General features: G+C 36.3%; 27 protein-coding genes. 14 read left to right on the forward strand and 13 right to left on the reverse strand.

Annotated features, from left to right (window positions below; translation table 11 throughout):
• The first annotated feature begins 543 nt into the window (after nt 1-543).
• The 5 genes from LMC10_RS08765 to arsC all read left to right on the forward strand — a co-directional run bounded on the left by LMC10_RS08765 (nt 544) and on the right by arsC (nt 3,992).
• Entirely contained in the window at nt 544-1,605 is a 1,062-nt protein-coding gene (locus LMC10_RS08765) for a GHKL domain-containing protein (RefSeq protein WP_229269579.1), read from the forward strand.
• A 12-nt stretch (nt 1,606-1,617) separates the two neighbouring features.
• Nucleotides 1,618-2,391, forward strand: coding sequence for a LytR/AlgR family response regulator transcription factor (locus tag LMC10_RS08770; RefSeq protein WP_229269580.1), 774 nt, complete (start codon nt 1,618-1,620; stop codon nt 2,389-2,391).
• Between the two features lie 11 nt (nt 2,392-2,402).
• Nucleotides 2,403-2,609 carry a cysteine peptidase family C39 domain-containing protein gene (locus tag LMC10_RS08775; protein WP_324294042.1) on the forward strand — a complete coding sequence of 69 codons (207 nt, stop codon included), beginning with the start codon at nt 2,403-2,405 and terminating at the stop codon, nt 2,607-2,609.
• Between the two features lie 142 nt (nt 2,610-2,751).
• On the forward strand, nt 2,752-3,246 hold the full coding sequence (locus LMC10_RS08780; protein ID WP_124216265.1) for a prolyl-tRNA synthetase associated domain-containing protein: 495 nt from the start codon (nt 2,752-2,754) through the stop codon (nt 3,244-3,246).
• 335 nt (nt 3,247-3,581) lie between these two features.
• On the forward strand, nt 3,582-3,992 hold the full coding sequence (arsC, locus tag LMC10_RS08785) for an arsenate reductase (thioredoxin) (protein WP_035169933.1): 411 nt from the start codon (nt 3,582-3,584) through the stop codon (nt 3,990-3,992).
• Between the two features lie 67 nt (nt 3,993-4,059).
• Here the strand turns inward: arsC and LMC10_RS08790 are convergent, their stop codons facing one another.
• A complete protein-coding gene (locus LMC10_RS08790; protein ID WP_229269581.1) occupies nt 4,060-5,079 on the reverse strand; it encodes a serine hydrolase domain-containing protein in 1,020 nt (339 codons plus the stop codon).
• A 212-nt stretch (nt 5,080-5,291) separates the two neighbouring features.
• On the opposite strand from LMC10_RS08790, the gene hpt reads away from it, so the two are divergent.
• The 6 genes from hpt (at nt 5,292) to LMC10_RS08820 (ending at nt 9,897) form a co-directional block, all read left to right on the forward strand.
• Nucleotides 5,292-5,828: a hypoxanthine phosphoribosyltransferase gene (hpt, locus tag LMC10_RS08795; protein WP_004562462.1), complete on the forward strand. Its 537-nt coding sequence runs from the start codon at nt 5,292-5,294 to the stop codon at nt 5,826-5,828.
• Nucleotides 5,829-5,958: 130 nt separating this feature from the next.
• The gene (locus LMC10_RS08800) at nt 5,959-6,636 is read left to right on the forward strand and encodes an MgtC/SapB family protein (protein ID WP_229269582.1); all 678 of its coding nucleotides are present in this window, start codon (nt 5,959-5,961) and stop codon (nt 6,634-6,636) included.
• 19 nt (nt 6,637-6,655) lie between these two features.
• Nucleotides 6,656-7,288 carry a GyrI-like domain-containing protein gene (locus LMC10_RS08805; RefSeq protein WP_229269583.1) on the forward strand — a complete coding sequence of 211 codons (633 nt, stop codon included), beginning with the start codon at nt 6,656-6,658 and terminating at the stop codon, nt 7,286-7,288.
• Nucleotides 7,289-7,418: 130 nt separating this feature from the next.
• On the forward strand, nt 7,419-8,141 hold the full coding sequence (locus LMC10_RS08810) for an ABC transporter ATP-binding protein (RefSeq protein WP_229269584.1): 723 nt from the start codon (nt 7,419-7,421) through the stop codon (nt 8,139-8,141).
• Nucleotides 8,138-9,256: an ABC transporter permease gene (locus LMC10_RS08815; RefSeq protein WP_229269585.1), complete on the forward strand. Its 1,119-nt coding sequence runs from the start codon at nt 8,138-8,140 to the stop codon at nt 9,254-9,256. The genes LMC10_RS08810 and LMC10_RS08815 overlap by 4 nt, the downstream gene beginning before the upstream one ends.
• A 20-nt stretch (nt 9,257-9,276) precedes the next feature.
• Nucleotides 9,277-9,897, forward strand: coding sequence for a TetR/AcrR family transcriptional regulator (locus LMC10_RS08820; RefSeq protein ID WP_229269586.1), 621 nt, complete (start codon nt 9,277-9,279; stop codon nt 9,895-9,897).
• Between the two features lie 45 nt (nt 9,898-9,942).
• On the opposite strand, the gene LMC10_RS08825 is transcribed toward LMC10_RS08820, so the two are convergent.
• From LMC10_RS08825 to LMC10_RS08845, 5 genes are all read right to left on the reverse strand, one after another.
• Nucleotides 9,943-10,266, reverse strand: a complete 324-nt coding sequence (locus tag LMC10_RS08825) for a type II toxin-antitoxin system RelE/ParE family toxin (protein ID WP_229269677.1) — start codon at nt 10,264-10,266, stop codon at nt 9,943-9,945.
• Nucleotides 10,241-10,507: a toxin-antitoxin system gene (locus tag LMC10_RS08830; RefSeq protein WP_182588639.1), complete on the reverse strand. Its 267-nt coding sequence runs from the start codon at nt 10,505-10,507 to the stop codon at nt 10,241-10,243. Before LMC10_RS08830 ends, LMC10_RS08825 begins: the two co-directional genes overlap by 26 nt.
• Nucleotides 10,508-10,646: 139 nt before the next feature.
• Nucleotides 10,647-11,300 (reverse strand): glucose-6-phosphate 1-dehydrogenase family protein, encoded by a 654-nt coding sequence (locus LMC10_RS08835; RefSeq protein ID WP_229269587.1) that lies wholly within the window; start codon nt 11,298-11,300, stop codon nt 10,647-10,649.
• A 72-nt stretch (nt 11,301-11,372) separates the two neighbouring features.
• Nucleotides 11,373-11,696, reverse strand: coding sequence for a branched-chain amino acid transporter permease (locus tag LMC10_RS08840; protein ID WP_003669460.1), 324 nt, complete (start codon nt 11,694-11,696; stop codon nt 11,373-11,375).
• A complete protein-coding gene (locus LMC10_RS08845) occupies nt 11,683-12,375 on the reverse strand; it encodes an AzlC family ABC transporter permease (RefSeq protein ID WP_122481644.1) in 693 nt (230 codons plus the stop codon). The genes LMC10_RS08840 and LMC10_RS08845 overlap by 14 nt, the downstream gene beginning before the upstream one ends.
• Before the next feature lie 105 nt (nt 12,376-12,480).
• Between LMC10_RS08845 and LMC10_RS08850 the strand changes: the two genes are divergently transcribed.
• The gene (locus LMC10_RS08850) at nt 12,481-13,881 is read left to right on the forward strand and encodes an aminotransferase-like domain-containing protein (protein ID WP_229269588.1); all 1,401 of its coding nucleotides are present in this window, start codon (nt 12,481-12,483) and stop codon (nt 13,879-13,881) included.
• Nucleotides 13,882-13,922: 41 nt separating this feature from the next.
• Here LMC10_RS08850 and LMC10_RS08855 read toward each other — a convergent pair whose 3' ends face one another.
• From LMC10_RS08855 to LMC10_RS08870, 4 genes are all read right to left on the reverse strand, one after another.
• Complete coding sequence (locus tag LMC10_RS08855; RefSeq protein ID WP_229269589.1) at nt 13,923-15,494, reverse strand: amidohydrolase; 1,572 nt, start codon at nt 15,492-15,494, stop codon at nt 13,923-13,925.
• Nucleotides 15,495-15,641: 147 nt separating this feature from the next.
• On the reverse strand, nt 15,642-16,514 hold the full coding sequence (locus tag LMC10_RS08860; RefSeq protein ID WP_229269590.1) for an alpha/beta hydrolase: 873 nt from the start codon (nt 16,512-16,514) through the stop codon (nt 15,642-15,644).
• A 72-nt stretch (nt 16,515-16,586) separates the two neighbouring features.
• Complete coding sequence (locus LMC10_RS08865; protein WP_229269591.1) at nt 16,587-17,033, reverse strand: MerR family transcriptional regulator; 447 nt, start codon at nt 17,031-17,033, stop codon at nt 16,587-16,589.
• 20 nt (nt 17,034-17,053) lie between these two features.
• Nucleotides 17,054-17,401, reverse strand: coding sequence for an SDR family oxidoreductase (locus LMC10_RS08870; protein ID WP_229269592.1), 348 nt, complete (start codon nt 17,399-17,401; stop codon nt 17,054-17,056).
• Between the two features lie 105 nt (nt 17,402-17,506).
• On the opposite strand from LMC10_RS08870, the gene LMC10_RS08875 reads away from it, so the two are divergent.
• Complete coding sequence (locus LMC10_RS08875) at nt 17,507-18,343, forward strand: LysR family transcriptional regulator (protein WP_229269593.1); 837 nt, start codon at nt 17,507-17,509, stop codon at nt 18,341-18,343.
• A 236-nt stretch (nt 18,344-18,579) separates the two neighbouring features.
• Here LMC10_RS08875 and LMC10_RS08880 read toward each other — a convergent pair whose 3' ends face one another.
• Complete coding sequence (locus LMC10_RS08880) at nt 18,580-19,809, reverse strand: IS110 family RNA-guided transposase (protein ID WP_229269594.1); 1,230 nt, start codon at nt 19,807-19,809, stop codon at nt 18,580-18,582.
• A gap of 363 nt (nt 19,810-20,172) precedes the next feature.
• Between LMC10_RS08880 and LMC10_RS08885 the strand changes: the two genes are divergently transcribed.
• Nucleotides 20,173-21,048, forward strand: a complete 876-nt coding sequence (locus LMC10_RS08885) for a CE1 family esterase (RefSeq protein ID WP_229269595.1) — start codon at nt 20,173-20,175, stop codon at nt 21,046-21,048.
• On the opposite strand, the gene LMC10_RS08890 is transcribed toward LMC10_RS08885, so the two are convergent.
• Nucleotides 21,045-21,890, reverse strand: coding sequence for an alpha/beta hydrolase (locus LMC10_RS08890; protein WP_229269596.1), 846 nt, complete (start codon nt 21,888-21,890; stop codon nt 21,045-21,047). The genes LMC10_RS08885 and LMC10_RS08890 overlap by 4 nt on opposite strands.
• Entirely contained in the window at nt 21,877-23,178 is a 1,302-nt protein-coding gene (locus tag LMC10_RS08895) for a PTS transporter subunit EIIC (RefSeq protein WP_229269597.1), read from the reverse strand. The genes LMC10_RS08890 and LMC10_RS08895 overlap by 14 nt, the downstream gene beginning before the upstream one ends.
• Nucleotides 23,179-23,183 lie beyond the last annotated feature (5 nt).

Below are 23,183 nucleotides of genomic sequence, written 5' to 3' on the forward strand. Positions count from 1 at the left end.
TTAAGGAAGATTAACTGAAAGCAATTTCCTTATTGAGAAGTTAAACAAAAATTTAACATTTATTATTTTTTACTAACAGAATAATCGGACTCATTTCTTATAGGATTTGAACCTTAAACAACTACTTTTGATTATTTATGATTTTTTTAATGCATCCTGTTAGAATAAATTACTGATAAAACAATAGGAGAGATGATATATTTATGAAAAAACTATCAATTCATCAACTGTCTTTACTTAAGAGTGGTTATATACTCACTTTTAATGCTGTAAATAATAATACATATACTTACACTAATAAAATTATAAATAACTTGCAAAATATCTTCCGTTAATTTTAATATGAATTTTTTTATTCAAATTATTTCAGTAATTCAAGGACTTACTTTTGAACTTTTCACATTCTTTTATCTCGTAAAAATTAAGATTACTAAACGAGATATATTTTTCTTAACTATTATTTTTACTATCGTATTCCTTATGATTGGCTTAGGTTATACAGGAGCATATCTCTCACCAATATTAGAGGGCGGGTTCCTATATTTGTATTTTAAAAACAGAACCTCTAATCATAAATTAATTGGTGCTATCCTATTAACCTTAACGACATCAATTGTAATTGATTTCTCAACCTTTACAATTGATAAAGTACTTTCACTACCAATCAATTATATTCTATTTATTGATCCATTCTTTTACCTAATCACTTTTATTATTCTCTACTATTATCATCCTCTTGATAAAATAGAAGAAGATAATACAACTATTAATTTATGGATCTTATCCTATCTTTTCATTACCTTAAATATCGCAGGATTTACCATTTTTACAACTCCACGGGTAACCCCAGCTTTTATTCTTATCTTTTGCTTACTGGTTCTTCAATGCAGTTTTACAGTCTTTGTATACCGAGTTAGTAAACAAATTCAACAAAAGAAACTCCAACTTCAAGAAAAGAAGAACTTATTACTTCTTATTCAAAACCTAGAGGAAAATCAATCCAAGCTAAAAAGGTTTAAACACGATTACCAAAACTTATTAAATAGCCTTAAACTAAGTGCTTTAAATGGTGATAATCAAACTTTACTTAATAAATTAGAAGCTTATTCTCGTGATAATCTTGGTGAAGATGCTCTTTGGCAGTTTCAAGATACTAAAAACATTAATAATGAAGTTTTGAGAAGTATTTTTATTAATAAATTAAATTCAATTTATCAAAAAGATATTAACTATCATTTTGAGTGTTTAACTGAAATTACAAGTCTTCCTAATATAGATCTATTTGATTTAATTCGAATAATTGGGATTGCTTACGATAACGCCCTCGAAGAATGCGTAAACTTAAGACACTCAGGAATAAATACTGTCGAAATCAATTCAATGCTATATCAAGACGCTCCTAATAAACTAGAATTTGAAATTAAAAATACCTGTCGAAATCAACTTATCACTAATAAACTCCACCAAGAAGGAATTACAAATAAAGCTAATCATGAAGGGCTAGGATTAGCAACTGTTAAAAAAATAGCTAACAAATACCGTAACGTATACATTGCTTACTCCTCTGATAATGGTTACTTTACATTCACCATCTCAATCGAATAGAAAGGAATAAATATGGACTACCATTTACTTGTCTGCGATGATGACAGGACTCAAGCAAAAAATATCGCTACACTACTTAAAATGTCATCAATTATTCTTGAAGAACAAGATATTCATCCGACCATTGATTTGATTGCAACCGACGCAGAGAGTGTATTAGATTACCTTGAGTTTAATAGTGATTTAAATAATATTATTGCCTTTTTAGATATTCAGTTAGATGAAAATTCTAATTCAAAAGGCGGTCTAGATTTAGCTCAAAAGATAAAAACACTTAGCGAAAAAGCACAAATAATCTTTATTACAACGCATGAAGAACTAGCTTTTCTCACCTTTCAACGTCGAATTAATCCGTTGGACTATATAACTAAAACTACAAACCAACGAGATTTACAAAGACGGCTAACCGAAACCCTAGAACTAGCTATAAGGAAACTGAATGAATTTAACTATATTAAAAAAAATACATTCAGTTATAAAGTTGGTACAAGGATTATAAATGTAAACTTCAGTAATATCCTTTATATCTCTACTACAAAATTCCCTCATAAATTAAAGATTGTTACATCTAATGGTCAAGGGGAATTCTCAGGTGATATTAAAACAATTGAACAAAATTATCCTCTATTTTTCAAGGCCTCTCAGTCTAGCTTAATTAACTTACAAAATGTTGAAACAATTAATACCAAAAAACGGCTTATTAAGTTTTCCAACAATGATTATCTTAAGTATTCTAGAAGCAGAGCTAAAGAATTAAATAATCTATATAAAAATCCAACTTGTTAACGAGGCACTTTATGTATAACTTTAGAAGACACTATATAAATCAAGTTGATGAAGCTGATTGTGGAGTAGCAGCACTAGCAATGATTTTTCATAATTACGGCTCTAAAATTTCATTAGCAACTCTGCGAAAATTTACAAAAACCACTACTGATGGAACTACTGCACTTGGGATTGTAAAAGCAGCAGAAAAGTTAAAAATGGATGTTGAAGCATATTAGTTTATTTGATTCAAAAGATGTAATTTATCCTTTTATTGCTCATCTCATGAAAAAGACAACCTCTCACTCCCTAATTTTGATGGTTTATCCTATAATTAATGTAAGCGTTTCACGACAAAAGATTTAATTAAGGAGCGAAATTATGACATTAGGAACCTATCAGCAAGTTAAAGATGCCCTAAAGAATTTCGGAATAACTGATTATACTGTGATTGATCACCCTGCTGCTCACACCACCGAAGAAGCTGATGCATATATCGCTGGTCATGAAGGTGTTCGCACTAAAACCATGTTTCTGAAAGGGAAGAAAAAGAATTTCTACATGGTTATTATGGATGATAAAAAACCAATGGACTTTCATGAATTTATGGCCCTAACTGGAGCTAAAAGGGTTTCAATGGCTCGACCGGAATATCTGCAAGAACAGCTTGGCTTAGCACCAGGAATTGTTTCACCATTTGGCCTCCTAAATAATGAAGCTCATAATGTAAAGGTATATTTTGACAAGGACATTGTCGACGAACCAATTCAGACTTTCCATCCTAACGAAAATACTCATACAATTTTTATTAAGACAGATGACTTGTTCAAATTTCTTAAGCAGATTGATTTTGAACCAGAAATTATTGATTTGTAACCACCAGTCGATTACTTATCGCGATTAGCCCCCTCTTTTTTGGGGGGAGTTTTTTTGTCTTGTAATGTTCTCACTAATAGCAAATAAGTTCAAGTAAAAAACAGAGCCACCTTCAGATATAAGGTGATCCCCCGTCAGGAAATTACATTGTGACATAACGTACCTATTAGGAATAAGTAACAAGCAATATATAAGTCTATTTTAAGCTCGTGTTCACTTTTACTAGTTTTCAACTTAAATTCCTAACTTTTTCATGTTATTACATCAGTAATTCTGCTTCTCTCTAGTCCCTCAGCCTACTTGATCCTAATTTTATCCCAGGAGATATTACTAAAATGAATAAAATTTATTTCTTATGTACTGGCAATTCTTGTCGCAGTCAAATGGCGGAAGGATATGCAAGAATTTTTCTGAAAGACAAGTACGAAATCCAAAGTGCTGGCCTTGAAGCTCATGGCGTTAACCCCCTAGCAATTGAGGTAATGGCAGAAGACAATATCGATATTAGTCACCAATATTCTAAAACGATTGATCCTCATTATTTTAAGACCGCCAATTTAATTGTAACCTTATGCGGAGACGCCAAAGACCGTTGCCCAGTCATCGCTCCTCCAACGCACAGTATCTACTGGCCTCTGCCAGATCCAGCACAAGCCACCGGAACTCCTGAACAGCAGTTGCAAATTTTCCGGCAAGTACGTAATGAGATTAAGCAGCGGATTTTAGCCTTAGCAAGCAACCCGTAAAATTATACTAATATCTAAAAATGCCTTCTGAGCAAAACTCATTTGTTTACTCAGAAGGCATTTATCGTTATTCCATATAATTATGGAGAATATCGTCCGAAGTTGCCTTTAATTTTAGATAATCAATATTATTAGAAAACAGCATAATCATTCGTTTCGTCTTGTAATCAGCGACAAAGCAACTGTTATATCCAGGAATACTCCCGTTGGCCCGGATTACATCCCCGTCAAAGTAGACCCCACCAAAATAGGCAACTTCTTGATGCTGCGCTTGTTGGTAGTATTCATTAATCATTTTTGGATCTTTCAGCACCTCATTATATACAAACTTCCAGTAATCGTTTGGCGATATAAATAGGTTCCCTGCCCCAAAGTCTGAGGAGGTCGTTACAGTTACCCGGTGCCAATCAACTGTTGGATCCATTGGTTGCGGAATTTCTTTTTTGGAAACCTCAGAAAAATCTTTAATTTGGTGAAGATGGAGCGGTTTAGCAAAGTTTTTTTGAATATAGGCATTATAGCTTAGATGTGTTTGCTTACTAATAATGGCTGCCAAGATTTCATAATCAACATCCTGATAATCCCACGTGTGCGTATGATCATACTTGAGATGTTTAAGCATATAAGCAATTTGTGCTTTTTGACCTCTAAGCGGTTCGAAGGGACGATCATTATTAATCAAGCCACTGGTATGATTAATTAATTCCCGAATCGTAATATCTTTACTACCATCAATCTGCGGATAATACTTACTTAGCGAAGTGTCCCAATCTAATTGCTTCTTTTGCTTTAATTGATAGACAGCGGTTCCCGTTACAATCTTTTGAAGCGATGCCGTGGGAAATAGTCGATCTGCTTTTACAATTTGATCCTTATTCGTGGTTTCATTATTCTCAATAGCAACCGGCTTCCCATCTTTGCCATTAACTAGCATCACCCCATTGATATGATGGTCCTTCATATAATCTTGAAGTTGATGTTGCGTTTGCTTGTCAACCACTTCTGCCTTTACCTTTGATGGCGTGGTTAATAAGAAGATAGCAAAGGAACAGAGCGTCAAAAAAATATATAAATTAACTTTTTTCATAATTATAAGTATCCCTTCCAGGCATCCGTTTAAAAAAATATCTACCTGTATTATACAAATTTTATGCCTCATCTTACAAAGCAGAACAAAAATCTGATTTTTCTTGCTAAAACACTTTAAATTCATTCGATTTATGTTAAAATTCTAACGTCAATAAATAAAAACCGCAAAAATAGTTCGTAAATAACGAACATTATCAAGGGAGAGCTAGAATGAATAACGACGTCGAAAAAGTTTTATATACTCAAGATCAAGTCAACCAACGCTTAGATGAACTTGCCAATACCCTTACTGAAAAATACCAAGGTGAATTTCCAGTTTTAGTTTCCGTAATGACAGGAGCAATGATTTTCACTAGCGAAATGATGAAGCGCCTTAATTTCAAGTTAAACGTTGATTATGTCGACGTTTCTAGTTATGAAGAAAGTTCAGAATCCACCGGAAAAGTTAAATTAATTCAAGATCTTTCCCATGATATTAAGGATCGGCCAGTTCTTATTATGGAAGACATTATTGATACTGGTCATACATTAAAGTATCTCGCTGATCTTTTCGCTAATCGCGGCGCTAAGAGTATTGAGATTTGCTCCTTACTCGATAAGCCAGACCGGCGTGAAGTTGATGTTGAAGCCGATTATGTTGGTTTTAAGGTTCCCAATGAATTTATTGTTGGATACGGCTTAGACTTTGATGGTCTCTACCGCAATCTTCCATTCGTGGGCGTCCTAAAACGTTCCGTATATGAATAATAATTAAAGGCTGAGAGAAAATGTTATTTCTTTCAGCTTTCTTTTTGGCTTTAAACATCTAAACGCGATATAGTACAGTTAGGCTAATAAAATTGATAATAATTGATTTTTGGTAAAGGAGGGGTAATCGTTGCTTAGGCTTGACTGGTGTTTACGAATGCTTATGGCTGCCTTATGTGGTGGAATCATTGGGTTTGAGCGAAAAAGCAAGGCTAAAATGGCGGGAATTCGGACCCATGCCTTAATTGCGGTGGGGGCAGCAATGGTCATGATTATTTCTAAGTATGGCTTTTTTGATTTACTGAAAGTTACCCATAGCAATTGGAACGTCGACCCATCACGGATTGCCGCTCAAGTTGTTAGCGGGATTGGTTTTTTAGGCGCTGGGACAATCATTAATCGCCACGATGAAATAATCGATGGTTTAACTACGGCAGCTGGAATTTGGGTTACCGGCGCAATCGGTCTTGCCTATGGTAGTGGTTTATACAGCATTGGGATTATCGGCACCTGTTGCGTTCTTTTAGCAGAAGTTATCGGAAAATATCTAGATCAGTTTGCACTCAGACAAGGTAAAGGATTCTCCTGTTTTATTCAATTAGAAGGAAATACTGATGATTTGCATGCGCTTATTACTCAGTTAAACAAAAAATATTTTGAAGTTCCGCTCAAATACTCGATCTATGATTATGGAGACGGAAAAATTTCCTGTCAACTTTATGGTGAATTAAGATCTGGCTTCAAATCAGAAAACGTCTTTACTGATCTTACTGAGCTAGGCAACATTAAAAAAGTTGAGCTAGAATAAAAACATAGGAAGTGACAAGATGGCTTATAATTTTAGAAAAGAGCAGAAAGAATTGTATGTCCCCGGAAAGAGTCCTAGCTTAATCAATGTACCAGTGATGAAGTATCTTGCTGTACGGGGACATGGGGATCCTAATCAGGAAAATAGTGAGTATAAAAAAGCAATTGAAAAGCTTTACGCTGTTGCTTATACCATAAAAATGAGCAAAAAAGGCACCTACCAAATTCCAGATTATTTTGATTTTGTTGTTCCTCCACTAGAAGGACTATGGTGGCAAGATGGCATTGTGGGAATTGACTATGCTCACAAAGAAATGTTCAATTTCATTGCGATGATTCGGCTTCCTAACTTTGTTACTCAAGACGTTTTCGACTGGGCAATTCAAGAGGCTAGCAAAAAGAAGCAACTTGATTTACATAACGTAGAATTCCTATCAATACAAGAAGGTCTCTGTGTGCAAGCACTTCATATCGGGTCATATGATGATGAACCTGCAACGATCGACAAAATACATAAATTTATTGAGGAACAGGGTTTACAAGTAGATATTAACGATGACCGTCATCACCATGAGATCTATTTGTCAGATCCCCGGCGGACCAAGGTTGAAAATCTAAAAACAGTATTGCGAATTCCAGTAAAAAACAATTAAAAACACTATTAATAGATAAACCTCTTACTAATAGTGTTTTATTTTTCGCCTTGACTAGTGAGTAAACACTCACTATAATGAAACAAAAAAGTAGGTGTTTACTCACTAGAAAGAAATGAGGGAATTAAATATGGCAGATCTTATTCAACTTAGTCACTTGAGTAAGAAATTCGGTGACCGTACCATTCTTCACGATATTGATTTAACTGTCACTCCCGGTGAAATTGTTGGGCTAATTGGGCCCTCGGGTTCGGGAAAGACGACCACAATCAAGACAATGTTAGGAATGGAAAAAGCTACTCAAGGAACTGCCCTTGTTCTTGGTAAAACGATGCCAAATCGAAAAGTGCTTAGTAAAATCGGCTACATGGCGCAATCGGATGCCTTATACGAAAGTCTTTCGGCTAAAGAGAACCTTGAATTCTTTGGCAAGATGAAGGGGGTAACTGGTAGAAGACTCTCCGAAGAAATTATCCATGTCAGTAAAGTTGTTAATCTTCAAAATTACCTCAATCAGCGCGTTAGTGGTTATTCTGGGGGAATGAAGCGACGACTTTCACTGGCGATTGCGTTGCTAGGCCAGCCAGAACTATTAATTCTCGACGAACCGACTGTAGGAATTGACCCTGCTCTTCGGCGGCAAATTTGGCAAGAACTTCTTAAACTTCGTAATCAGGGACAAAGTATTCTTATTACTACTCACGTCATGGATGAAACGGAACTTACCGACCGAGTTGCGCTACTTTTGCATGGAGATGTAATTGCATTTGCTTCACCAAAAGAACTAGAAAAGCAATATGGCGTGCCAACAATTGAAGATGTCTTTTTAAAGGCTGAGGAGGAAGAAGCATGAGGACCCTAGCAATTACTAAACGCGTTTTAAAAGAATTATTTCGTGACAAACGAACGCTGGCATTGATGTTTTTAGCCCCAATCTTAATTATGTGGTTAATGAACGTAATGTTTTCTGTAACTTCCAACACTAACGTTAATATTTCAACAGTAAATGTCAGCCAATCCATTGAACGTAACCTCAAAAAAGTGGACGGTGTATCTGTTACGCCTAATTCAAGTGAACATGCAAGGAAAAAGCTAAAAGATAATTCTACGGATGCCATCATCGAATATGATCAAGCAAAAAATAGATATAATGTGACCTATGCGAATACTGACACAGGAAAAACAGCATTAACAAAACAGGCATTGAATGCTGCGATTACCAAAACTACCATTAGCTCATTAGCAAATAGTATTCAACAATTACAAACAATTGTTAAAACAACAAATCCTAATCTGCCAATTGCTACAACTAATTCTGGAAGCTCACCAACGATCAGTAATCATTACCAATATGGGGATGCCGACACTGGCTTCTTCGCCAAAATTGTACCTATTTTGATGGGATTCTTTGTTTTCTTCTTCGTCTTTTTAATTTCTGGAATGGCCTTATTAAAAGAGCGGACTTCTGGTACTCTTGACCGCTTACTTGCGACTCCGGTAAAAAGAAGTGAAATCGTGTTTGGGTATATGTTAAGCTATGGGATCATTTCAATTATCCAATCAACTGTAATTGTCCTGGCAACTGTTTGGCTTCTAAAAGTAGAAGTTGTCGGAAACGTTTTTAACGTCATTATCATTAGTGTGCTCCTTGCCCTCGTTGCCCTCGCTTTCGGAATTTTAATGTCAACACTTGCTAATTCTGAATTTCAGATGATGCAATTTATTCCGTTAATTGTTGTTCCCCAAGTTTTCTTCTCTGGGATTATTCCGCTCGACTCCATGGCCCACTGGGTTCAATATATCGGAAAGATTCTCCCGTTAACCTATACTGGAGATGCTCTTACTCAAATTGTCATGGACGGAAAGGGATTAACTAGTCTTGGTGGTGATATTTTAGCCTTACTTATCTTCCTCGTCATTCTTCTATGGTTAAATATTATTGGTCTTAAACGATATCGCAAAGTATAATTTATTAAGAGGTGAATTAAATGACGCAAGTTTTAGCAAATTATGAAGAACAACTCGCCAATGCCAAAATGCCAGCTGGTAAAAAGAAAGTGCTAACCACAGCGTTAAAGCTTTTTGCAAATAATGGCTTTCATGCTACTACTACGGCCAAAATCGCTAAACAAGCTGGTGTTAGTGAGGGAACAATTTATAAATATTTCTCCTCAAAAGATGATTTACTTGCTAAGTTATTGCAACCTATTTTGATAGAAATTAAAAACAACTTTTTTAGTAATCTTGATGATAAAACAAACTTACCTTCATTAATAAGTTTTATTGTTACTGACCGAATTCACTTTATCGAGGTAAATTTTGATTTTATTCGATTAATCTTTCAAGAAATTCTAACAGGTCAATTAACAGATAAATCGTATCAAGACTTCTTTAGTGACAATGATGGCATTCTTGTCAAACTCAAAAAATTACAGGGACAATTCCCTGAAATCAATCCAAAATTAACCCCACTTCAACTCGCTCGTATTTTTATTGGCCCTATTCTCACTTATGTCTTGCAGAACAAATTATTAGGCCTACCAGTAAATAACGATGATCTTGACATTATGCAAGAACAAATTTTAGCGAATTTAACACTTAAATATTAACTAAAAAGGCACCAGAAGCTGTTAGTCATAACTTCTGGTGCCTTTTTAAAACTTTACTTTCACTTGCGCCGTACTGAAAATCGATCCAATTATAATAGAATTATTTTCTTTATCTATTCGATAGAAAATCTCGTAACTATGTCCAATCAATAACCGGTATGTAGTTTGATTAAACTGATAAAGGTCTGTTATATCTGTCCCCATTTGCGGAAAATCTGTTAATAAATCTATCTTTTGGCTAATATGGTCTGTAAAACAGCTAATAGTTATTGAAGACAATTGTAATTTATTTTGCCAATAATTAATAATTTGTTCTAAGGAATCTCCAAATTGACGTGTATACCTAATCTTCATGCTTTCCCCAACCATACTTGCCAAAACGTTCTTTCATTTCCTCAGGAGTAAATAATTTATCACTAGCAAAAGATGCTTCAATCATTTTCCGATCATGTTCAATATCTTCAGAACTGACAATAGGAGAATACATAATTGTTCCATCATCCTTTAACCTAGGTTCGAATAATGCATTTTCACTTACCTTAAATTGAGCAGGAATAGTTAATGTTAAAGACGTCCCTTGTTTTCGCGCTTTTACTGGTTTATATTGCATATAAAACACCTCGACATAATTATATCATAATTATGTCGAGACGTTTTAGCTTACTTAACATCCTTTGGTAGCATCCCCACTGGTTTTTCATTTAGTGCACCTACAATTCCATCTGCGGTGTATAATTCTTCCAAATTTTTCACTTCAATTCTTCGTATAGTGGGGTAAGGTGCCTAATAGCTGAATCGATATATTCTTCCATATCATCAACTTGATCTTTTCCCCGAAATGCAAACTTTCCAAGTAAGAAACTTGTTTGTCGGGCCTCAGTATTAAACTGTTGCTGAACATCATGATTATTAAGATATTTAGACAGTGACAGATGATCAGAAAATTCCATCTCATCCTTATCCCAAAGATACCAGTTAGTGGCGTCAATATTATCAGCCCATTCTGGTACTTTATCCAGTAATTCGTTGTATTCATCTGGTGTACCTTGTCGTTGCTCACTCTTATAATGTTGAAACATGAGGTAGACCTGTAACTGTTTTTTATCAAGCATCACCCCAATACAGGGATTATAGTCTGCTAATGATGCTAAACGATAAGAGGCCCAGTAATGATCACGCAGGTTCCAGCCATTCGTCCAACTCTCAACGTGAACCTTCGCAAATTCGCCCGTTGGCAGTTGACTAGCGACAGTTTGATTTACCTTCTTCCACACTTGCCAAACTGCTTTAGACTTCTCTTTTAGGTCTGCAACTTCTTCTGGCGAATGAGTTTCTTTAATCTTCTTAAAGGAAAATTCTGGTTGGTCAAAGATTGCAAACATATTTTCAGTTAATGCTGTCATATTAGCTCGCCCCTTTTTATTCAAGAATATTATAACTAAAAAAACTAAACTACGGATCATAATTTAGCTTCATTAAAACAAATTCAACATCACCATATAAAAGCCAGTTCCGACTAAGATTGATAGTGGCATATTTCTTTTCCAAAGGTGAATAAATAATGTTACTAAGCCGGCAACGATTTCTAATAATGCCTTACTAGGCTCAGCAAAAGAAATATTCCGATAACAATAGATTACTAATACTCCCATGATTGCTGCTGGGAGGAATTTCCCCAGTTCTTCCAGGTATGGTGATAATTCTTTTGACTGGTCAAAAATCAGAAATGGAATAAAGCGAGTCGCCATAGTTACAACTGCGGCGATTAAAATTGAAATAATTTGTTCAGTTAATGTCATTTTTTCTCCTCGTGATTAAATAATTTAATGAAAACAGCGCGACAAGTGTTACTAATGTCACTAATAGGAAAGCATTCTTATTGCAAAATAGTAAACAAATAATTGCAAATACTAAACCAATTAGAGCATCACGCTGAGTTCGGGCATTTTTCAACTGTTCTGTAAACAAAACAATGAAAAGCGCCGTCATTACAAAATCTAAACCAGCTAAGTTGAGATTAATCATCCCACCAAGAAGTCCGCCTAAGCCTGCACCAACTACCCAACTAAAATAGTTGAACGCGGTTATGTAAAAATAAACATATGAGCGATCGAGGCCAGCTGGTACTTTTAACGTTGCATTTAAGGAAAAAGACTCATCACACATTCCGAAAATAAGAATCGGCTTTAGCTTTCCCGTATTGGAATATTTTTTTAACATCGTAATACCATAAAAAATATGTCGTGAATTAACAAGGGCAGTTAAAATAAGAACAGTCAATGGCTGAAAACTCTGGACTAAAAGATTACCAATTACAAATTCGACTGATCCAGCAAAAATGGTCGCAGCCATTAATAACGGATATAAAAAATTAAAGCCCAGTTTATGCATATATATCCCATAGCTGGCGCCTAAAAATAGAAAGCCAAGCATTACCGGACTAGTTTTTTGAAAAGCGTAACGTACTTCCTTTCTCATGGTCGAATTCTCCCTCCTTAAAATAACTTGAATTTATTTTAAACAGGAGTATTTTATCCATACAAGGAATTAATTGTATGGATTACAATATTGGAGTGATTAACTATGCCTATTAATGATTTCTCCCACTATCAGCTTACCTGGTACCCCGACAAAAATAAGCTGACGCGACCAATTTATAAGAGCTTGCTTGACCAACTAAAGTCAGCGATTGAGCGTGGAATTCTTACACCCGGAACGAAACTGCCTCCGCAACGCGAACTCGCCGATTATCTCGACATTAATTTCACCACCGTTACTCGTACTTACAAATTAAGTGCGCAACTTGGTTTAACTTATGGAATTCATGGTAAAGGAACCTTTGTTAACTCAAATGGTATCGATCCGTTAACTGCCAATTCTCCTTTGAATCGTACCATCGACCTTGGCTTTGTTGCTTCCTTTGAACAGACAAACCACCTCCTTGACAATATTCTTAGCAACACCGTTAAGCAAGGCGCCTCGCAACTTCTAACCTATGATTCACCAACTGGGCGTCCGATTGATAAGGAGGCTTTTCGGCATTATCTTGACTGGCTTGGCGTGAGATTAACTCCTACTCAGCATATCCTTATTACAGCGGGAGGAGAAAACTCACTTACATTACTGTTAATGACCTTATTTTCAAGTGGCGATAAGATTGCTGTCGACGAATTTACCTATGCCAACCTGATTGCAACCGCGCAACTAAACAATCTCCATTTAGTAGCAATAAAAAATGATCAAGGCGGGATGAATATTGAAGCATTAAAACACGCTTGTCAAAACAACAATCTAGCTGGCCTTTATATCATGCCGGAATATAGTAACCCGACTGGCGCTGTTCTCTCGATAGCTCGCCGGAAAGAAATCGCAACGCTTGCGCAAGAATATGGGCTAAAAATAATTGAAGATGACTACTTAAGTTTTCTCAGTAAACTCAATCCAGAACGGCCGCCCAAAATAATGGAATTACTACCAGACCAGACTTGTTACGTTTGCAGCATGTCAAAAGTTCTTGCATCAGGACTCCGTGTTGGTTATCTAGTTTTTCCAGCACAATTAGCCCAGCAAATTAAAAATGGCTTCTTTAATACAACAGTCAAAACATCAACACTCAATACAGCAATTGCATCCACGGCAATAAAAGAGCATGTCGTCCAACAAATCATTCAAAATAAAGTTACCCTTGCCAAACAAGCTAATATCCTTTTTGAACAATATTTTCCGACTGCTCCTACAAACCAATTAACCGATTATGCCTTTTTTCGGCGATTACCGCTTAAAAGTATTCAAAATACAGCCAAGATCGAACAAGCCCTTGCTAATATAAATATCCGTTGTTTTGGCTCTGATCGTTTTCAAATTAACGCTTCTTCAAATGACCATTTTCTCCGTGTTTCGTTGTCCGCAAATAAGTCACTTGATGAGTTAGAAACAGGACTTAAAAAATTACGCAAGTTTTTGCAAAAAGCTAATTTAATTTAAAAAGTGATGTTAAGAATTTTTCCTAGCATCACTTCTACTTTCTATTTAACTCTCTTCCCTGCCATCCAGGTTTCATTAACGTGAATATTTTTAAGTTCGCTATGAGCAACTGTAAAGATATCATCATTTAAGATAACAAAGTCCGCGGCCTTTCCTACTTCAAGGGTTCCATTATCATCAAAGCCGCCAATCTTAGCACCATCCCGAGTATAACCAAGAATAGCTTGTGGAACCGTAATTGCTTCTTCTGCATTAACAACATCGTCATTAGCTGCCTTTCTCGTTACAGCCGCATAAATACTATAAAAGGGACTATCAGGTTCGGCCCATGGCGTACATGGAGCATCAGAACTTAACCCTAACATTGCTTGAGAATTCAGCATTGTTTTGACGCGGTAAGCTAATTTAAACTGGGCCGGTGAAAGATAATGACGATAGGATTCATCCTCCGCAAAGAAAAAGATTGGTTGTGTGACTAACGCATAGTTCATGTCACTATTGGCAATTTCTGCAAACATTTGATCAGTCATTAAAGATGCGTGTTCAATTCGTACGGATGGCATCGTTGTTAGCCACGGCTTCATATCTTTTGTTACATCAATTACTGTTTGAATTGCTTTATCGCCCATCGCATGCACAGCTAGTTGAAGCTTATTATCACGCGCCATCTCAACTGCTCGCTTAAGCTTTTCCACTGAAGTCAAACTAACTCCCATTTTTCCCGATGGATACGGATCAGTATTATAGGCCGTTTCACCAGAAATACTCCCATCCATAAAGACTTTAATTCCAGCAACGCGGAGTTTTTCATCCCCGCTTGGTTGCAGTCCAACCTGCGGATCAATTTCATCAAAAACATAGTAGATCGAAGCTTTAGGACCAAACCCTTGTTTAACTGCATCTTGGTATAGTTTTAAAGAAGTATATGGCTTCATCCGGCCCATCATTTCACCAATTGCCACAATTCCTTCTTTAAGATAGTGTTCGGAACTATTAACCATATTAGCTACGTCATTCTCATAGCTCTGTGCCGATTTAGCCCGAATAAGAAGTTGTGAGGCAGCTACTTCGCGCATAAAACCAGTTGGTCGGCCATCAGCAAATCGTTCAATTTTCCCACCAACCGGGTCAGGCGTATTTTCATCAATTCCTGCAAGTTCCAAGGCTTTAGAATTGCCAACAGAAGAGTGACAGTCAGAGCGATAAATAAAGATTGGTTGCGTTGTTGACACAGCATCTAAATCATCACGGTTAGGACTCCGATGTTCTGCTAATTTTGTCTCATCAAAACCCCAACCTTCAATCCACACATCTTCGCCTTGACCATATGCGGGAGAATTGCGAAGTGCTTCTTGCATTTCCTTGATACTATTAACATTTGGCGGGGTACAAGCAACACCATGGAGGGCATCAGCGATATATTTAGGATGGGTATGACAATCAATCAATCCTGGCAATACTGTTCGTCCTTGGAGATCAATAACTTCGCCTTCATTAGGTAAATTATCACCAATTTGTTTAACCGCTCCATCGTCAACTACCATGCTATTAACAAAATGGTCCTCAGTATCCCCAACAAAGATCTTACCGTTAATAAATGTTTGCTTAGGCATTAAGCTTAACTCCTTTCAGCTTCAGATATCCTTACCAAAGATACTTTTATTATAGAATGAAATCGCTTTAAAAATGACTATTATTTAAATAAAAAACGCCATGACACTTACTTAATCATGACGCTTTTAATCAATAATGTTTAATTTTTATAATTTTTCCTTAAAGAATGGAGTAATGTACTCAAACGCTTCGGTAACATAAGGATCTAGATCATACATATCAAAATGACCAGCTTCAGGAATAACGTGCATTTCCTTATCATCCGTTGGAACGGCATTAAATACTTCAGTAGAAGCATCTTTACTCCAAGCATTTTCACCGGTAATTACCAAGTAAGGTTTCTTCATCTCCTTCATGATAGCTGGCACATTGTAATTAATTAGAGAAAGTTGACTCCACGCTACCACTTGATTGCTCCAACGTGGCCGATTTCCACGCTTTGTAAAGTAATATGCCGCACCTTCAGCAAAATCACGTGGCATAAAGTTTAGACACTTAATCTCACCGTTGCCGTCTTCATAATCTTTTTTGGCTTTTTCAACTTCTTCTTTAGGAAGGAAGAATGAAGACATTGGGGATTTAGCAATATCCGCGATTGCTGGAACAATAGCAGTAATTGCTTTAAGCCGTGGTTCCTTAACACCAGCTACTGACATATATGAGCCTGAACCACAAATTCCTAATCCGCCAATTCGGGCACTATCAACGTATGGCAAACTAGTTAAATAGTCAACTGCCCCTTCAATATCACTTTCTTTTACTTCAGGAAGTTCTTGTTGCCGAGGAGTTCCTTCACTTTCACCGAAATAAGCTCCATCAAAGACAAGAGTTACATAACCGAGCTTAGCTAAACGAGAAGCATATACGCTTTGGGCTTGTTCCTTTACTGAAAGCATTGGTCCAGTTACGACAATGGCTGGATAATTTTCACTAAGATCAAAATCATCGGGTAACCGCAAAATACCCGCCAATCGTAAATTTAAATCCTTATTCGTAAATACAACTTTTTGTTCTTCCATGATAAAATATGCCTCCTTAACTATTTCTTTAATTTTAAACTATGAAGTACACTTCATAGCAAGAATTTTGTCTTATGAGTTACTATCTTTTTTAAACTTCTTCCATTTATTTTGATTTTCTTTAGCTTCAAGATTATTAATCCAACTTAAATACTTATCAAAATTATTAAGTTGCCACTGAAGAATTTTTTTCGTTTCTCTTAAGTCGGTTACCTTTGCCTCAAGCTCTTCTAGTTGTTCTCGTAATATTTCTTTTTGGGCCACATTATTGTTTTGTGATTGATGAAGAGTTAGATGAACAAACTCAGTAATCTTTTCTAAAGATAACCCCGCTTGTTTTAGGCTTAGTGCTATATACAACCAATTCATTTCAACATCTGTAAAAATACGATAGCCATTTTTATCACGACGGATTGGCGGAATAACTCCCTTACGTTCATAAAAACGTAGCGTATCTGGCGAAATCCCAAAATATGCAGCTGCTTCTTTTGAATTAAATCCGGTAATATTCTCTTTCATTTTCCTAATCCTAAAGAAGTTTATTTTAAGTGTCCATTGTTTGACAGGACTGCTAGTTCAGAAATCTCAACGTTATCTGGTTGCGATCCTGCATATAGACCCGTATTTGCAAATAATACATCTATTTTTCCGAATTTTTCTTTAGCAAGTTTTACTAATTGTTTAAGACTATTAAGGTCAGTAACATCTGACTTAAGGTAAACCGCATTATCAGTACCAATTTCATCTACTACTTTTCCTAAGCGTTCTTCACGACGAGCCCTTAACGCTACCATCGCTCCATTGTTAGCAAGCAATTTTGCTGTTGCTCCACCAATACCCGAAGATGCTCCAGTAATTAATACCACTTTATTTTGAACATTTTCCATTATTCACTGACCTCCTATTCTCCTAGTCTTAGTTTAAAACCTGCTAAAAAACCAGTAAAATAGCTAATAGTTAGAAAGGTATAAATAATAGTTATAGGTGAAAAAATGATTGAGTATTATCTCCTTGAACAACTCGTGGCAGTTGCCGATAATCGAACCCTCTCGATTGCCGCCCAAAAATTACATATTTCGCAACCAGCAATTAGTCGCTCAATGCAAAAAATAGAAGACCGAATTGGCGTACCACTATTTAATCGCTCTAAAAGCCACATTGAATTAAACGAAAATGGTAAAGTAGCAGTTAGGTATGCACGACGAGCGATTGCTGCTAATAAGGAAGTCATTCAACAAACTCAGCGATTTAATCGTAATGCACAGATATTGCGAATTGGAGCATGCACTGCTTTTATTGCAACCCACTTCATTACAAATTTACATAAAACATTTCCTGAACAAAAAATCCGCTTAACTGTTGCAGATGATTCAAAATTGCTTGATCAATTGGCTAACAACTCTCTTGATTTAATAATTTTACATAACAATTTAACCAAGTCAGGATTACTCAATAAATACTATCGAGACGAACGCTTAATGCTTACTTTAAAAAAGACTAGTCCACTAGCTAATAAAAATGAACTTCTTTTTGCCGATCTTAACGGGCGAAATATTCTTGGTCATCAAAAAGCAGCATTTTGGCTCGACATTATTAAGGAAAATATTCCTAATTTAAATTTAATTACACAAGAAAAAATAGAAACCCTTGAACAGCTAGTATTTTCCTCCGAACTACCTGTTTTTAATACGTCACTAGTTCGATACCAATATAAAGTTCCGCCTTCTAAAATTACTTTGCCTATTATGGATGACACAGCACTAGTAAAATATTATTTTGCTTTCCGCGAAGAAGAGAAATTACAGCTAAAGCAATTTTATGAATTATAATTTTTTCGATAAGTTTACGTTTTGCGCATCCTAATATAGAAAAATAGTAATTTCAATATTCCTTATTTGTTAATACAATTCTTTTAAATTAACTATAAGTCATGTGGTAATAAGTCAAGATAAAATTATCACTGACAAACTTGTTTTGACCAGATTTTTGACGCACTTAAATAAGCCTTGATCCCAAGGTGTTTTAAAAGCTAAGCGTCGAGAATCAGTTTATCTTCCTATACCAATTACCTCTTTTCCTGATAGATTTGATGATTTTTGAGTAGGAAGAAAATCACCCTAATAAGTTTACGTGCGGTAAGGACGAGAGCGCGTTTTGATGGGGTATGCTTTACTTCTTGATATTTACGCCGATAATATTCACCAAAAACTGGATCTTGGATTCTAACTCTGTTGGCAGCTTCAACCAAATAGTATCTAAGATAAGCATTACCAGTTCTCTTGAGCGGAGTATTATCACTAGCGTAAGCTCCGGACTGCTTTTCTCGCCAGGAAAGCCCAGCATATTTAGCCAATTTAGCTTCATTATCAAATCGTTCGATTTGACCAATTTCAGCTAAAATACCAGCAGCGTATACTGGTCCAATTCCGGGAATGGAGCGCAAAATCTGTTCTTCATCAGTTACTTGAACTACTTTCTCAATTGCTTTGTCGAGGTCTTTAATCATCTTCTGAAAAGCTTTAATTTCCTCGGCATAAACGGAGAGAACTGTATCAACTGAATTAGCAATTACTTTGTCTAAACGATAAGAAGCACGAACTGCCTTTTGAATTGTTTTCGCCAAGGCTTCAGGGTTCGCGAAGCGACCCCGGCCGTGTTCATTCAGATAATCGGCTAAATCAGTAATCGAAAGATTAAGTAAGTCATCAGTAGTCATATCTTCAGTTAGCAGACTCATCATCGTTGAACCAAAGATAGAAGTATTCAGTTCATCAGAAATTACTAATTTATTGAGCTTGTAGTATAGGTTCTCAATAAAGTGTTGCTTAGCCCGAGCTAAGCTTTGAACAAGCTCATATCGGGAACGCGTTAAGCGTTGCAGGGCAATGTAGTTCTCTTGACGAACAATCCCTACTGAATAGCGTCCAACACGTAGGAAGTCAGCAATGTAAAAAGCGTCGATTTGATCATTTTTATCTTCAGCGAAGACATCATGATAGCGCTTAGTTTTCTTAGGATCGATAACCACGGATTGTGTATTGAACTTTTTAAGGTCCGAGTCTTCTTGGAAAAACATTGCTGGGTGAAAGCTGTAAATGGAAGTGGCTTCCATGCCAATCACAACTTGGTCGAGATGATTTGAATTCGCCGTATCGATAATCATGTTTTTTAATTCTGTTGCGCCTTTCAAATCATTAACAAAGTTACCATGGAAAACAACTTCAGTTGTTTCTTCAGAAATCATTGAAGTTACTAAATCTTTTGAGCTAACGTCAATACCGACAAAAAGTTTCATTGGAATGGCCTCCTTTCATTAAAATTTACTGGTCTTAATCTGATCACTGCATGATAGCCCCTAATTACAATCACTAAAAACATCCTCGCAAGTATCAGTATTCATTGGTTAGAGAGTTAAAGCTGCACCTAATCCTACTCTGAATTAGTAAACTATCTAATCGATACAGCATGTGAGTTCGAAAATCAGTAGATTGGCTGGGCGGCAGACTTCATAAGTAGTTAAAAACTACAGGAGGTATTAACCTATACCAGTTGACCAAAGCCAATGATAATTAGAGGTTATCATGCGGTGACCAGAAAACAAGTTTTAATGTAGCAAAATCCGTAAGGATATATTTATAGAATACGAGGAGATATCATTATGAGAAAAAAGTTCTTATTGTTCATAACAAGTTTCTTCTCTTTCATTACTTTCGCCTTTCCGACTTATGCATCAAGTAATCGCCCAGCAGCTACATATACTATTAATAATCGGAAAGTCTATGTTTATGGTCGTCCTTCCACACTTCATCAAAAGCGTAAAGTACCACTAATTCTATTTATGCATGGAACTGGTGGAGATCCTCAAAAAGAAGTAATTGCTTCAGGTTGGGCTGCAAAAGCAAGACAATCTAATTTGATTGTTATCTCACCTAGTTACAACGATTATGTTACATATGATAACGTTCCATCTATTACTAGAGTGGTTCGTTATGCGCAACGTCACTATTCTGTTGACCAACATCGAACCTACTCACTTGGCTTTTCTAACGGCGGCGCAACTTCTATCGCAATGGCAAGTCGACATCCCCGTATGTTTGCCGGGATCGCTGCTTATGGATGGGCCAACAATATGGAAAGATCATCGTCCAATTATCCAATTCCATTTCAATTTATCTCAGGTTCCCGCGAAGCAACTGAACATACAAAAAACGGACATCCAATGGTTCGTGTAGATGTCCGTACTGCTATCCGGTCATTATTCCGTTATAATCAAATGTCCCAAGCAAATCTCAAAACCAACTATCGCCAAACTCCTTATTGGGGATACAGACCTGATAGTTCAACTCAGCAAATAGTTAATAATACTAAATGGACAATTAATAATTATCAAAAAGATGGTTATCGTTCGCCCTTCGCCCAATTTATCCTCATTAATCGAGCAGATCATCGGCCCCACCGCGCAGAGGCAACTTATTCTTGGGATTTTCTCAAACATTTTTCACGTAATTCAGCCGGACAAATTGTTGATAACTAATTATTTGGTCGTGCACGTTCAGGATGCGAATTTAAAATATACCTTCTAATCAAGCTTAAGACTTCTTGATTTTGTGGCAACGCTGAATGTTGAGCTAACTTTCCCGTCACCGTAATTTGTGTATAGTGGCGCACTTCTCCTTGATAAATATATTTTCCAGCAAGCACACTACTTAATGGTACTAACCCATCTTCAACATAATTTTCTGACCCAGCAATCGAGTACATTGTCAGATTGCTGGGTAATTTTTTACGGTTTTTAATGAAATCAGTTAGCATTTGCGTCCGCCGATTTGAGGGTTCTGCAAAGTTATACGGTGTCCCGATTGTCATTAATCGCTTTATCCGAATTTGTCGCTCATTAAAGTAATGCTCTAAGAAATACGTATAGATTAGCCCACCATTAGAATGACCAATGCCCTTAAAATTATTAAAATTATATTGCGCTTTTAACTGGTTAAAGGCTGTATTAAACATGCGGGCTTGCTTTTTGATGTTACTATAGCCATCATGATTATTTTCAAACCCGACGACAATAAAAGGTTCATTATCGCCTTGTCTGATCTGTCCAGTGTAAGTGATTTTACCATTGTTATAAACTTTAACTTTTAGCAAACTATGATTTTGCCGGTCACGTTGGTTAATCTTTGCCACCAGCGTATCAAACCGGTTAACAGTCGCGCTGCTTCCTGGAATCATAATTACTGGAGACATTTGCGATTGTTGCCGCTTTTCAAGAATGCTAACACTTTTTCGAGACCAGCAATAAGAAAACACTGTTAAAAGCACGAGAATGACTATTGAAGAAATAATAATTATTTTATGACGCTTACTTATCTTCATTTTGAAATTCCTCCTGCTCTTTTACTAAGCGTTCCTCAACTGCAAATGCTAATTTGATAAACGGAATATAAATTATTATATCCATAATCACTAATAAGATTGAGATTAAAAGGGCTCGCCAATCTCCACCAGTTCCAATGAATGGGATCAGGATTCCAGGTGTACCATTGGGGACTGGATAAACAATTGGCGGAATCGCATGAATAAAGATAAATACACTCGCAATCAACATATTAGCGATTGGCAAAAGGATAAACGGAAAAACATAAACTGGATTAAGGAAAACACGCGAGCCAAATAAGATTGGTAATCCATGATTAAAGATTGCAGGAAAAACACTTAACTTCGCTATTTCTTGCTGATTATTCTGTCGGCCGACCCATAAAATACCAATGACTAATGCTAAGGTAACGCCAATTCCGCCAAAGTTAGCAAAGCCATTATATAAAGATGACGGCGTAAAAGGATACGGAACAGCAAATGACTTATGGGTTAAAGCATAGATTAGATTATTTCGGACCTCATTACTATAAGCATCATTAGTAATGTTAACTGGCTCCGCAAATCCTAGCCAAACTAAAAGTGTATTGAAAAATGATAAAGTGATATTAAGAAAATAATTACTATGACGGCCAATTAGTGAAGAAATGTTTTGGGTCGTGATTGCGTCAAGATTAAATGTCCGCCAGACTGCATATAGGGTATGAAGGATGAAGGCCCCGCTAAAGGAAATTGTAAACGGCTTAAGATTTCGTAAGACTCTTGCCATTAACTTCCTACTCCCTAAGCGAATATCACTCAAAGTGAAATGATAGCCCCATTTCACAAAAATCAATCCAATGACATAACCCACAAGACTTCCAATAATCAACCACCCTGCGCCAAAATACCGCGTTTCAAGCGTCTGACCACCACGAACACTATGATAAAAGATTAATACATAGCTAATCATTGCACAAATACCCGCAATTAGATTTTCTCGTCGATAGCGGCGGGTGGTCATAATGGCACTGACAAATGCTGCATAAGACGCTAACCAGCCAACAGTAATCATCGTTGCATCATTAAATAATGCCCTAAAAAATTGGCGTTCTGGAAACCACTGCCGAATATATAATACATTCGCCAAAAAGCCATTAGGAGCTAAAAGATTATCGCTAATGATCCAAACAATGGTTCCAATTAAAGCAACGGGGAATAACATTATCATTGTTTCACGAAAGATTTCTACAAATGACAAGCGGTTAAACCACATTGCCCACTTAATTAGTTTTTCATTTTTATTCATAAGTC

The sequence above is a fragment of the Limosilactobacillus reuteri subsp. simiae genome (assembly GCF_020784875.1).
GTDB lineage: Bacteria > Bacillota > Bacilli > Lactobacillales > Lactobacillaceae > Limosilactobacillus > Limosilactobacillus reuteri_H.

Excerpts from the sequence above, each read along its gene's own strand:
- LMC10_RS08770 (WP_229269580.1), top strand. The coding sequence starts at position 1,618 with ATGGACTACCATTTACTTGTCTGCGATGATGACAGGACTCAAGCAAAA.
- LMC10_RS08775 (WP_324294042.1), top strand. The coding sequence starts at position 2,403 with ATGTATAACTTTAGAAGACACTATATAAATCAAGTTGATGAAGCTGAT.
- LMC10_RS08780 (WP_124216265.1), top strand. The coding sequence starts at position 2,752 with ATGACATTAGGAACCTATCAGCAAGTTAAAGATGCCCTAAAGAATTTC.
- arsC (WP_035169933.1), top strand. The coding sequence starts at position 3,582 with ATGAATAAAATTTATTTCTTATGTACTGGCAATTCTTGTCGCAGTCAA.
- LMC10_RS08790 (WP_229269581.1), bottom strand. The coding sequence starts at position 5,079 with ATGAAAAAAGTTAATTTATATATTTTTTTGACGCTCTGTTCCTTTGCT.
- hpt (WP_004562462.1), top strand. The coding sequence starts at position 5,292 with ATGAATAACGACGTCGAAAAAGTTTTATATACTCAAGATCAAGTCAAC.
- LMC10_RS08805 (WP_229269583.1), top strand. The coding sequence starts at position 6,656 with ATGGCTTATAATTTTAGAAAAGAGCAGAAAGAATTGTATGTCCCCGGA.
- LMC10_RS08810 (WP_229269584.1), top strand. The coding sequence starts at position 7,419 with ATGGCAGATCTTATTCAACTTAGTCACTTGAGTAAGAAATTCGGTGAC.
- LMC10_RS08815 (WP_229269585.1), top strand. The coding sequence starts at position 8,138 with ATGAGGACCCTAGCAATTACTAAACGCGTTTTAAAAGAATTATTTCGT.
- LMC10_RS08820 (WP_229269586.1), top strand. The coding sequence starts at position 9,277 with ATGACGCAAGTTTTAGCAAATTATGAAGAACAACTCGCCAATGCCAAA.
- LMC10_RS08825 (WP_229269677.1), bottom strand. The coding sequence starts at position 10,266 with ATGGTTGGGGAAAGCATGAAGATTAGGTATACACGTCAATTTGGAGAT.
- LMC10_RS08830 (WP_182588639.1), bottom strand. The coding sequence starts at position 10,507 with ATGCAATATAAACCAGTAAAAGCGCGAAAACAAGGGACGTCTTTAACA.
- LMC10_RS08835 (WP_229269587.1), bottom strand. The coding sequence starts at position 11,300 with ATGACAGCATTAACTGAAAATATGTTTGCAATCTTTGACCAACCAGAA.
- LMC10_RS08840 (WP_003669460.1), bottom strand. The coding sequence starts at position 11,696 with ATGACATTAACTGAACAAATTATTTCAATTTTAATCGCCGCAGTTGTA.
- LMC10_RS08845 (WP_122481644.1), bottom strand. The coding sequence starts at position 12,375 with ATGAGAAAGGAAGTACGTTACGCTTTTCAAAAAACTAGTCCGGTAATG.
- LMC10_RS08850 (WP_229269588.1), top strand. The coding sequence starts at position 12,481 with ATGCCTATTAATGATTTCTCCCACTATCAGCTTACCTGGTACCCCGAC.
- LMC10_RS08855 (WP_229269589.1), bottom strand. The coding sequence starts at position 15,494 with ATGCCTAAGCAAACATTTATTAACGGTAAGATCTTTGTTGGGGATACT.
- LMC10_RS08860 (WP_229269590.1), bottom strand. The coding sequence starts at position 16,514 with ATGGAAGAACAAAAAGTTGTATTTACGAATAAGGATTTAAATTTACGA.
- LMC10_RS08865 (WP_229269591.1), bottom strand. The coding sequence starts at position 17,033 with ATGAAAGAGAATATTACCGGATTTAATTCAAAAGAAGCAGCTGCATAT.
- LMC10_RS08870 (WP_229269592.1), bottom strand. The coding sequence starts at position 17,401 with ATGGAAAATGTTCAAAATAAAGTGGTATTAATTACTGGAGCATCTTCG.
- LMC10_RS08875 (WP_229269593.1), top strand. The coding sequence starts at position 17,507 with ATGATTGAGTATTATCTCCTTGAACAACTCGTGGCAGTTGCCGATAAT.
- LMC10_RS08880 (WP_229269594.1), bottom strand. The coding sequence starts at position 19,809 with ATGAAACTTTTTGTCGGTATTGACGTTAGCTCAAAAGATTTAGTAACT.
- LMC10_RS08885 (WP_229269595.1), top strand. The coding sequence starts at position 20,173 with ATGAGAAAAAAGTTCTTATTGTTCATAACAAGTTTCTTCTCTTTCATT.
- LMC10_RS08890 (WP_229269596.1), bottom strand. The coding sequence starts at position 21,890 with ATGAAGATAAGTAAGCGTCATAAAATAATTATTATTTCTTCAATAGTC.
- LMC10_RS08895 (WP_229269597.1), bottom strand. The coding sequence starts at position 23,178 with ATGAATAAAAATGAAAAACTAATTAAGTGGGCAATGTGGTTTAACCGC.